The organism is Duganella sp. Dugasp56 (assembly GCF_047304105.1).
GTDB classification, from domain to species: Bacteria; Pseudomonadota; Gammaproteobacteria; order Burkholderiales; family Burkholderiaceae_D; genus Rugamonas; species Rugamonas hordei.
The window spans coordinates 1-9,868 of sequence record NZ_JBGLYQ010000087.1 but is presented as its reverse complement, the minus strand read 5'-3'; the positions used below and the strand labels follow the sequence as shown (position 1 = coordinate 9,868).

The following is a 9,868-nucleotide window of genomic DNA, read 5'->3' as shown; positions in this document are numbered from 1 at the left end:
CGAAGGTTTCGTGTGCACTTCCATCAAACGTCCACACTTATCGACTGTTAATTTTTAAAGAACTTGTTCGGTACTGCGTTTGCTGCGAAGCGTTGTGTCCGTCAGCGAAGAAGGAAGAGTATGAAGCGTTTAGATCGTTCCGTCAACCCCTTCTACATTCTCGTTTCACTCTGCATTTACATGCGTTGTTCTGCGAGGGGGCGAACTATAGCAAAGGCCTGTCGGTATCCGCAAGGCTTTTTTGCTTGATGATCAGGCGATTGACGTAGCGGTCCAAAACCAGCGGACCAGGATAGTCTTCGGGAGCGTAGCGGTAGGCGTAGCTGGGTAGTAGCGAATACTGGATTTGCAGCATCAGGCGGGGGTGGTTGGAAGGGGCGGTACCTTTGTGAATACCCGCCGTATCGACGGCAAAGCAAAAGCCGCGGGTACCGGTGGCGGTCAGCAGCATCGTGGGCGCATAGTCGTTGGAGATTTCCGCATCGCTGTAATAACGTAGCCGCATCGGCGCGCGCGCCAGGTGACTGCCATGCAAATAGACATGAGGACCGGACTCCTCATCGACGTCTGTCAGGTAGACCAGCACCTTCAAATAACGCCAATCTTCCGAGTCGCGGTGAAATGCCTGCAGCGCGCTGCTATCGCCCTCGGCCGGGAACGACCAGCGCAAGCCCAGCGCGGAGATGGTCGGTTTGCAATCAAGATAGCGCGCCGCCAGCCCCAGCAGCGCAGGACTGTTGGCCAGCGCCAGAATATGCGGGCAAGTGACAATGTCGCGCAATTGATAGTCCGCCACGCGCAAACTGGCCGGCACCTGCTGCAGCGTGAACGCATCGCGTACCCGGTCGCGGTCGATCAGCAGCTTGTTACTCAGATGGGCTTGTATGTCGTTGCACTGCGCGGGATCAAGCAAATTGCCCAGCGGCGCGTAGCCGCTGTGCGTCAGTTGCAGCAAGGCGGCCTCCTCCTCGGCCGTGCCTGCATACAAGCCCTCGCCCGAGCCCTCGCGCCAGCGCAACGCACTGCTGAGCGCGCGAACGACCAGCCGCCGCAATGAAGGGCGGGTCACAACACGTTGACTGTAGTACAACAAACTATGGAGCGGGGCAAACCTGCGGCCCGGCGTCAGTTGCGCATATTCCATCGAATTATCACCAGGGAGGTTGTCGGGATCGCACGGTCCTGAGAAGGTAACAATCCGGCGGAAAAGCCGCTTTGACGCAAGCTAAACATGTGAGTGAACTTTATTAGGAATAAAATGCTTCCTTTGCACGCTAATTTCCCCGCATCATGACCATCCTGCTCACCACCCTCAACGCCCGCTACACCCACGCTTCGCTGGGCCTGCGCTATTTGTTAGCGAACATGGGGGAATTGCAGGCTCAAACCCGCCTGCAGGAATTCGTCATCGGGGCAAAAACCACGGAAATCGTCGAACGCATCCTGGCCCATGCGCCCAGGATCGTCGGTTTCGGCATCTATATCTGGAACGTGGAGGAAACCACCAAGGTCGTTGCCATGCTCAAGCGCGTGGCACCGCAGGTGATGGTGGTGCTGGGCGGACCGGAAGTGTCCTACGAGTCGAACGAACAGGAAATCGTCAAGCTGTCCGATTACCTGATTACCGGCTGGGGCGACGTGACCTTCCCCAAGCTGTGCGGCGAAATCCTCAACGGCCCCAAGCCGCTGATGAAGATCCACGCCGGCGTGCAACCGCCGATGGCGGAGATCAAGCTGCCCTACTCGCTCTACACCGACGACGACATCAAGAACCGCACCATTTACGTGGAAGCCTCGCGCGGCTGCCCGTTCAAGTGCGAGTTCTGCCTGTCGGCACTGGACAAGACGGCCTGGCCCTTCGCCCTGGATAACTTCCTGGCGGAGATGGAGTCGCTGCATGCGCGCGGCGCGCGGCTGTTCAAGTTCGTCGACCGCACCTTCAACCTGAATATCAAGACCAGTCTGAAGATCATGCAGTTCTTCCTCGATAAGCTGGAAGCCAATCCGGACGATCCGGTCTATGCCCACTTCGAGCTGGTGCCCGACCACCTGCCCGACGCACTGAAAGAAGGCATCAGCAAGTTCCCGCCCGGCGCGCTGCAGTTCGAGATCGGCATCCAGAGCTTCAATCCCGAAGTGCAGACGCTGGTCAGCCGCAAGCAGGACAACCAGAAGGCCGCCGACAACATCCGCTGGCTGACCGACCACTCCAGCGCCCACATGCACGTGGACCTGATCGCCGGCCTGCCCGGCGAGACGGTCGACAGCTTCGCCCAGGGCTTCAACAAGCTGTGGGCGCTCGATCCGCACGAGATCCAGTTCGGCATCCTGAAGCGCCTGCGCGGCACGCCGATCATCCGCCACACGCAGGAATTCGGCCTGGTGTTCGAGCCGTACGCGCCATATACCATCCTCGCCAACCGCGACATCGACTTCCCGACCATGCAGCGCCTGGTGCGTTTTGCCCGGTATTGGGACCTGGTGGCCAACTCCGGCCGCTTCGGCCACACGCTGCCGGTGCTGCTGGGCGACGACGCCTTCGGCCGCTTCATGGCGTTTTCAGACTGGCTGTACGCGAATACCGACGCCACCCACCGCATCGCGCTGGACCGGCTGGTGGGCCTGGTGTCCAAATACCTGCAAACCCAGGGCATGGACAAGGACGCCGCCGACACGCTGCTGGCCAGCGATTACGCAGGCGCCAAGCCCAAAGCCGCCGAAACGCCGGCGCCCAAGCGGCAGGCCCGGAGACTGGCCGCCTGAAGTGCGCGCACTCATTGGTAGCGGTAAGGGCCAAACTCCCTTAAACTGACAGTATGCCTATTGCCAAAGAGCCTACACTCACTCTCAATCCCGGTGCTGCCAAGGGGCCTTCGGTCGCCGCGGGCGGCACTTGGCAAGTCCACGCGCTGGCGCAGGGCAAGGCGATGGCCACCATCACCGCGACGCTCAAATCGTTCAAGGACGGCAACGTGACGTGGGACCTGTCCGCGGTCGACGCCATGGACCACATCGGCGCCCAGTTGTTCTGGAACGCCTGGGGCAAAACCCGTCCCGCCGAACTGCAGCTGGCGCCGGGGCTCGAAGAATTCTTCAACCGTCTGGAAACCGCCGGCAAACTGGAACTGCCGCGCGCCCGCGCCCAGCGCCTGACCTGGGTGATGAAGCTCGGCTTCGCGATGCTGCTGTTCTTCGAGCACCTGGGCGCCTTCATCCGGCTGATCGGCCAGGTCACGCAGGACTCCTGGCGCTTCCTGCGCGCGCCGATGCGCGGGCCGTGGCGGGAAATCTCCGCCAACATCTTCCACGCCGGCTTCCAGGCGCTGGGCATCACGGCGCTGGTCGGCTTCCTGATCGGCGTGGTGCTGTCGTATCTGTCGGCGCAGCAGCTGCGCGCCTTCGGCGGCGACATTTACCTGGTCAACCTGCTCGGCATGAGCATCATCCGCGAACTGGGGCCGCTGCTGGCGGCGATCCTGGTGGCCGGCCGCTCCGGCTCCTCCATCACCGCGCAGCTGGGCGTGATGCGCGTGACCGAGGAACTCGACGCGATGCTGGTGATGGGCATCTCGCACGGCTTCCGCCTGATCCTGCCGAAGGTGATGGCGCTGGCGATTTCCATGCCGCTGCTGGTGATCTGGACCGACACGATGGCGCTGATCGGCGGCATGGTGTCGGCCAAGATCGAACTGAACCTGTCGCCGCAGTACTTCATCCTCAAGCTGCCGGACGCGGTGCCGCTGGCGAACTACATGATCGGCCTGGGCAAGGGCACGGTGTTCGGCATGCTGATCGCGCTGGTGTCCTGCCACTTCGGCCTGCGCATCAAACCGAACACGGAAAGCCTCGGTCGCGGCACCACCACCTCGGTGGTCACCGCGATCACCGTCGTCATCCTGGCCGACGCCGTGTTCGCGGTGCTGTTCAACGGCGTGGGGTTCTGATGGCGAACCAGGCGCTCGTCCCCGAAAAAGCCAACGGCACAGGTGAACTCACGCTGGACGGCAGCGTGCCGGTGGTCGAGATCACCGGCCTGTGGACCAAGTACGGCCGCACCGTGGTGCACCAGGATTTGAACCTGGAGATCGAGCAGGGCGAGATCATGTCCATCGTCGGCGGCTCCGGCACCGGCAAGACCACGCTGCTGCGCCAGATGCTGGGACTCGAGACGCCGGCGCGCGGCTGCGTTCGCGTGTTCGGCGAAGACATCAGCGAAGTCGGCTCCGACCAGCTGCAGCAGCTGCGCAATCACTGGGGCATGCTGTTCCAGCAGGGCGCGCTGTATTCGGCGCTGACCGTGTTCGAGAACATCGCCCAGCCGATGCAAGAGCTGCACGCGCTGCCGGAAGACCTGATCCGCGACGCCGTGCTGCTGAAGATGAACATGGTCGGCCTCGGCCCCGAGCACGCCAACAAGATGCCGTCCGACCTGTCCGGCGGCATGGTCAAGCGCGTGGCGCTGGCGCGTGCGCTGGCGTTGGAGCCCAAGCTGCTGTTCCTCGACGAACCGACCGCCGGCCTCGATCCCGATTTGTCGGAAGCCTTCGTCACGCTGATCAAGTCGCTGCACCGCGAACTGGGGCTGACGGTGGTGATGGTCACCCACGATCTCGATACGCTGTTCGCGCTGTCGACCCGCATCGCCGTGCTGGCCGAAAAACATGTGATCGCGCTGGGCCCCTTGCGCGACCTGCTGAAAGTCGATCATCCGTTCATCAAGGAGTTCTTCCTCGGTGACCGGGGCCGCCGCGCGCTCGAAGCGCTCGACGAAAAAGCCGACACCACCCAATCGGAGCACTGATGGAAAACAGATCCCACGCACTCACCACCGGCTTCTTCACGATCACGCTGCTGATCGCGGCGATCCTGTTCGGCCTCTGGTTCAACCGCGACCGCATCGAACGCGCGCCGTACGTGATCGCCACCACGCAATCGGTGCCGGGCCTGAATCCGCAGGCGCCGGTGCGCTACCGCGGCCTCGAAGTGGGCAAGGTCGGCAGCATCGCCTTCGATCCCAAGACCGCCGGCCAGATCCTCGTCACGCTGAACATCAACACCGACGCGCCGATCACCAGGACCACCTTTGCCACGCTGGGCTACCAGGGCGTGACCGGCATCGCCTTCATCCAGCTCGACGACGACAAGGTCGGCTCGCCGCTGCTGGCCACCAACAGCGACAACCCGGCCCGCATCCCGCTGCGGCCGGGCTTCTTCGACCAGCTGGAAAAGCGCGGCAAGGAAATCCTGACGCAATCGGAGGAAGTGACGCGCAAGCTGAACAACCTGCTCAGCCCTGAAAACCAGAAGACCATCCTCGGCGCCTTTGCCGACGTCAGCGCCACCGCCAACGCCTACCGCGAACTGCCGGCCAAACTGGAGCCGACCATCGCCAGGCTGCCGGCATTGGCCGACCAGGCCCACAACACGCTGAATTCCTTCAACGCGCTGGCCGGCGACGCCGACCGCCTGGTGAAAACCCTGCAGGCGCCGGACGGACCGATCGCCCGCATCGCCACCACCGCCGACCGCATCGGCGGCTCGGTCGAAGCGGTGGCCGGCGGCATCGAGCTCGATACGCTGCCGCAGGTGAATTCGCTGTCCGACGACACCAAGGCCTCGATGCGCGCGCTGCGCAAGACCATGAACAAGATTAACGACCGTCCGCAAAGCCTGATCTTCGGCGCACCCGGCACGCCGCCGGGTCCCGGCGAAGAAGGTTTTTCCGCCTCGTCCAAATAAGGATTACCGAGATGACCGCCACTCTCCGCAATTTCGCCGCCGTCGCCGCCATCGCCGTGTTGCTGGGCGCCTGCGCCAGCAAGGGCCAGTCGACCGCGCAATACGACCTGGGTCCGCTGCCCCAGGCCGACGCGCCGGCAGCCGGCATCGGCGCCATCATCGTGGCCGACGTCGCCGGCCCCGCAGCGCTGGACACGGAGCGCATGCAATACCGCCTGCTGTATGCGGACGCGCGCCAGTCGCGCCCCTACGCCTACAACCAGTGGACCGCCACGCCGCTGCAGCTGCTGACCCAGCGCATGAAGGCGCGCATCGCGCAGGCCGGCGTCAAGGTGCTGTCGACCACCGACGCCGCCGCCAGTCCGACCGTGCTGCGCATGGAGCTGAACGACTTCGCGCAGAACTTCGACAGCGCCACCAGCAGCGCCGGCGTGGTCAACCTGCGTGCCTCGGTGTTCCGCAGCCACAAGCTGGTGGACCAGAAAACCTTCGCCCGCAGCGTGCCGGCGCCGAGCGCGGACGCCGCCGGCGGCGCCCGCGCGCTGGCCGATGCCTCCGACGCGGTGGCGGCCGACGTGCTGGCGTGGCTGGCAACGCTGCCGCAGCAATAGACACCGGGGTATCGAGGCATGACCGAGAGTCCACCCGGCAGCGAGCCGGCAACGCCACCCGCAGCGGAAGCCGCGATGGCCGAAACAGCGGCGCCGGCCAGCAAGCCGTCGCCGTTCACGCGCGCGGCGCTGCTGGCCTACGTGCTGCTGATCGTCTACGCCAGCTGGTTCCCGTTCTCCGGCTGGCACAACCAGGGCTTGTCGCCGCTGATCTTCCTCGAGACGACCAGCATGCCGCGCTACTGGACCAAGTTCGACGCCATCACCAACGTCATCGGCTACATCCCGCTCGGCACGCTGATCGTCTACTCGCTGTATCCGCGCTTCAAGGGCGTCGTCGCCCTGCTGATGGCCAGCGTCTGCGGCGTGCTGATCTCCGGCGTGATGGAGAGCGTGCAAACCTACCTGCCCAGCCGCGTCTCCTCCAACCTGGACTTCTACACCAACGCCGCCGGCTGCGCGCTGGGCGCCGTGATCGGCGTGCTGACGGTGCGGCGCCTGCTGGACCGGAGCCAGCTGCAGCGCCTGCGCCAGGCCTGGTTCGCGCCGCATGCCAGCCAGGGCCTGGTGCTGCTGGCGCTGTGGCCGCTGGCGCAGATGTATCCGCAAAGCTTTTTGTTCGGCCTCGGCCAGCTGCTGCCCATCCTGTCGGACTGGATGTCGCAGCTGCTCGACACCGAGATCGACCTGGCCAGCTACATCCGTCCGGACACCGTGCTGACGGTGGAACAATACTGGCTGTCCGAAACCATCATCACCGCCTGCGGCATGGTCGGCGCCGCGCTTACCCTGCTGTGCCTGCTGCGCAAGCCGGCCCCGCGCGGGCTGCTGGTGACCGCCATGATAGGCGCGGCCGTGGTGGTCAAGGCGCTGGCGACGGCGCTGCTGTTCTCGCCGGAAAACGCCTTCGTCTGGGTCACGCCGGGCGCCGAGGGCGGCTTCCTGATCGGCGCCATCATGCTGGCCGGCCTGGCGTTCGCGCCCCATGTGGCGCAGCGGCGGCTGGCGGTGACCACCCTGCTGCTGAGCCTGGTGATCGTCAACACCACGCCGGCCAACCCGTATTTCGTGGCCACTTTGCAAACATGGGTGCAGGGCAAGTTCCTCAACTTCAACGGCGCGGCGCAGTTCCTGACCCTGCTGTGGCCGTTCTTCGCGGTCTGGTTCCTGTGGCTGCCCTCGCACAAGCTCAATAAGCCGTAACTAAGCCTGGCGCGGGCAGAGCGGGTATCATAGCGGCTACAACCATCCCCGAGAAACAGCGATGAGCGACACTCCCTACTTCAAACACCACGTCTTCTTCTGCCTGAACAACCGCGACGACGGCCGCGACGCCTGCGGCCACCACGGCGCCGAAACCGCGCAGAAGCATGCCAAGAAACGCTGCAAGGAACTCGGCCTGAACGGCCACGGCCAGGTCCGCATCAACCAGGCCGGCTGCCTGGACCGCTGCGAAGAAGGCCCGGTGCTGGTGGTCTATCCGGAAGGCACCTGGTACACCTATGTCGACACCAGCGACATCGATGAAATCATCGATAGCCACCTGGTGCAGGGCAAGGTCGTCGATCGTCTCAAAATCTGAAAAACCCATGAACAAGAACGAAAAATTTACCCTCGCCGGCGGCGCCGGCCAGATGGAAGGCATCATCGATTTCCCCAAGGACACGCCGCGCGGCATCGCGCTGGTGGCCCATCCGCATCCGCTGTACGGCGGCACGATGGACAACAAGGTCGCCGTCACGCTGATGCGCACCTTCGTCAACCTCGGCTACGTGGTGGCGCGCATCAACTTCCGCGGCGTCGGCGCCTCGGAGGGCGTGCATGACCACGGCCACGGCGAGACCGACGACATGGGCCTGCTGCACGCGTGGATGACGGCGAAATATCCCGGCCTGCCGGTGGCGCTGTCGGGCTTCTCCTTCGGCACCTTCGTGCAGTCGCAGCTGGCGCAGCGCCTGGCCGCCGCCGGCACGCCGGCCGAGCGCCTGGTGCTGGTCGGCGCCGCCGCGAAGAAATGGGAAATGGCCGCCATCCCGGCCGACACCATCCTGATCCACGGCGAGAACGACGACACCATCCCGCTGGTCGACGTGCTGGACTGGCTGCGGCCGCAGGACGTTCCGGTGATCGTGATCCCGGGCGCGGACCACTTCTTCCACCGCAAGCTGCAGCACATCAAGAGCTGGGTCACGCAGCTGTGGCACCGCACCACCGACGTTGCCGAGACTGAAACGGACACCGCAACGGCGGACTAAGCATCTATAATCCCTACGCTTTCAACTTTTCACCGAACAAAGTACCCCATGAAAAAAATTATCGCGGCACTGGCCACCAGTGTGATGTTGATGACCGCCGCCGTGGCGCAAACCCTGCCGGCGCCGACCATCGCCGCCAAGTCCTGGCTGCTGCTGGACGCCACCAGCGGCCAGATCATCGCCTCGCAAGACCCCAACGCCCGCATCGAGCCGGCCTCGCTGACCAAGGTCATGACGGCCTACGTCGTGTTCGGCGCGCTGCGCGACAAGAAGGTCGACCTCAAGCAGATGGTCAACGTCTCCACCAAGGCGTGGAAGGTCGACTCGAGCAGCTCGAAGATGTTCATCGACCCGGCCACGCCGGTCAGCGTCAACGACCTGCTGTACGGCCTGATGGTGCAGTCGGGTAACGACGCCGCCGTCGCGCTGGCCGAAGCCGTCGCCGGCGACGAGGCCGCCTTCGTGGCGATGATGAACAAGGAAGCCCAGCGCATGGGCCTGACCAACACCCACTTCGCCAACCCGCACGGCCTGCCCAGCCCGGAAAACTATTCCACTGCGCAAGACCTGTCGGTGCTGGCCAAGCGCGTGATCCTGGACTACCCGGAGTTCTACAAGATCGACTCGGTCAAGAGCTTCACCTACAACAAGATCACCCAGCCCAACCGCAACCGCCTGCTGTGGCTGGATCCGACCGTCGACGGCATGAAGACCGGCCACACGGAAGCGGCCGGCTTTTGCATGATCGCCTCGGCGCACCGTCCGAACGGCGCCGGCGAGCGCCGCCTGATTTCGGTGGTGCTGGGCACCACCTCCGACCAGTCGCGCACGCAGGAAAGCCAGAAACTGCTGAACTGGGGCTTCCAGAACTTCGACACGGTCAAGCTGTACTCGAAGGGCCAGGCGATCGCCACGCCGGAAATCTGGAAAGGATCGAAGGGTTCGGTCAAGATCGGCTTTGCCAACGACGTGCTGGTGACGGTGCCGAAGGGCGTGGCCGCCAAGATGAAGCCGCTGCTGGAACGCAAGGACCCGCTGGTCGCGCCGCTGGCCGAGAACAGCCGCGTCGGTTCGCTGAAGATGATGGTGGACGGCAAGCCGCTGCTGGAACTGCCGGTGGTGGCGCTGGAGACGGTGGACCAGGCCTCGATCTTCGGCCGCGCGTGGGATTCGATCCGCCTCTGGCTGAAATAACTGGCCGTATGATTAGACTGAAAACCCCGGGGTCAGTTCCGGCAATCTGCCACGCGTGGCAGATTGCCG

At 64.2% G+C, this 9,868-nt stretch carries 10 protein-coding genes; 9 read left to right on the top strand and 1 reads right to left on the bottom strand.

All coding sequences use genetic code 11. The features are described from left to right. Window positions 1–205: 205 nt before the first annotated feature. The gene (locus ACCD07_RS31735; RefSeq protein ID WP_413449636.1) at window positions 206–1,144 is read right to left on the bottom strand and encodes a phytanoyl-CoA dioxygenase family protein; all 939 of its coding nucleotides are present in this window, start codon (window positions 1,142–1,144) and stop codon (window positions 206–208) included. 146 nt (window positions 1,145–1,290) lie between these two features. Here ACCD07_RS31735 and ACCD07_RS31730 point away from each other — a divergent pair, with 146 nt between their 5' ends. The 9 genes from ACCD07_RS31730 to ACCD07_RS31690 all read left to right on the top strand — a co-directional run bounded on the left by ACCD07_RS31730 (window position 1,291) and on the right by ACCD07_RS31690 (window position 9,799). Further along, entirely contained in the window at window positions 1,291–2,763 is a 1,473-nt protein-coding gene (locus tag ACCD07_RS31730) for a DUF4080 domain-containing protein (protein ID WP_413449635.1), read from the top strand. Between the two features lie 53 nt (window positions 2,764–2,816). Next, a complete protein-coding gene (locus ACCD07_RS31725; RefSeq protein WP_413449634.1) occupies window positions 2,817–3,944 on the top strand; it encodes an MlaE family ABC transporter permease in 1,128 nt (375 codons plus the stop codon). Then, window positions 3,944–4,801, top strand: coding sequence for an ABC transporter ATP-binding protein (locus ACCD07_RS31720; protein ID WP_413449633.1), 858 nt, complete (start codon window positions 3,944–3,946; stop codon window positions 4,799–4,801). The genes ACCD07_RS31725 and ACCD07_RS31720 overlap by 1 nt, the downstream gene beginning before the upstream one ends. Then, window positions 4,801–5,739, top strand: coding sequence for an MlaD family protein (locus ACCD07_RS31715; protein WP_413449632.1), 939 nt, complete (start codon window positions 4,801–4,803; stop codon window positions 5,737–5,739). Before ACCD07_RS31720 ends, ACCD07_RS31715 begins: the two co-directional genes overlap by 1 nt. A gap of 11 nt (window positions 5,740–5,750) precedes the next feature. Then, window positions 5,751–6,350, top strand: a complete 600-nt coding sequence (locus tag ACCD07_RS31710; protein ID WP_413449631.1) for an ABC-type transport auxiliary lipoprotein family protein — start codon at window positions 5,751–5,753, stop codon at window positions 6,348–6,350. Between the two features lie 75 nt (window positions 6,351–6,425). Further along, window positions 6,426–7,553, top strand: coding sequence for a VanZ family protein (locus ACCD07_RS31705; protein ID WP_176655911.1), 1,128 nt, complete (start codon window positions 6,426–6,428; stop codon window positions 7,551–7,553). 61 nt (window positions 7,554–7,614) lie between these two features. Beyond that, window positions 7,615–7,932, top strand: a complete 318-nt coding sequence (locus ACCD07_RS31700; protein ID WP_176655831.1) for a (2Fe-2S) ferredoxin domain-containing protein — start codon at window positions 7,615–7,617, stop codon at window positions 7,930–7,932. Window positions 7,933–7,939: 7 nt separating this feature from the next. Beyond that, window positions 7,940–8,605, top strand: coding sequence for an alpha/beta hydrolase (locus ACCD07_RS31695; protein ID WP_353405400.1), 666 nt, complete (start codon window positions 7,940–7,942; stop codon window positions 8,603–8,605). Window positions 8,606–8,653: 48 nt separating this feature from the next. Then, entirely contained in the window at window positions 8,654–9,799 is a 1,146-nt protein-coding gene (locus ACCD07_RS31690) for a D-alanyl-D-alanine carboxypeptidase family protein (protein ID WP_176655833.1), read from the top strand. The last annotated feature ends 69 nt before the right edge of the window (window positions 9,800–9,868 follow it).

What these genes read in the sequence shown, in the direction of transcription:
- ACCD07_RS31735 (WP_413449636.1), bottom strand. Translation starts at nt 1,144, where the DNA reads ATGGAATATGCGCAACTGACGCCGGGCCGCAGGTTTGCCCCGCTCCAT.
- ACCD07_RS31730 (WP_413449635.1), top strand. Translation starts at nt 1,291, where the DNA reads ATGACCATCCTGCTCACCACCCTCAACGCCCGCTACACCCACGCTTCG.
- ACCD07_RS31725 (WP_413449634.1), top strand. Translation starts at nt 2,817, where the DNA reads ATGCCTATTGCCAAAGAGCCTACACTCACTCTCAATCCCGGTGCTGCC.
- ACCD07_RS31720 (WP_413449633.1), top strand. Translation starts at nt 3,944, where the DNA reads ATGGCGAACCAGGCGCTCGTCCCCGAAAAAGCCAACGGCACAGGTGAA.
- ACCD07_RS31715 (WP_413449632.1), top strand. Translation starts at nt 4,801, where the DNA reads ATGGAAAACAGATCCCACGCACTCACCACCGGCTTCTTCACGATCACG.
- ACCD07_RS31710 (WP_413449631.1), top strand. Translation starts at nt 5,751, where the DNA reads ATGACCGCCACTCTCCGCAATTTCGCCGCCGTCGCCGCCATCGCCGTG.
- ACCD07_RS31705 (WP_176655911.1), top strand. Translation starts at nt 6,426, where the DNA reads ATGGCCGAAACAGCGGCGCCGGCCAGCAAGCCGTCGCCGTTCACGCGC.
- ACCD07_RS31700 (WP_176655831.1), top strand. Translation starts at nt 7,615, where the DNA reads ATGAGCGACACTCCCTACTTCAAACACCACGTCTTCTTCTGCCTGAAC.
- ACCD07_RS31695 (WP_353405400.1), top strand. Translation starts at nt 7,940, where the DNA reads ATGAACAAGAACGAAAAATTTACCCTCGCCGGCGGCGCCGGCCAGATG.
- ACCD07_RS31690 (WP_176655833.1), top strand. Translation starts at nt 8,654, where the DNA reads ATGAAAAAAATTATCGCGGCACTGGCCACCAGTGTGATGTTGATGACC.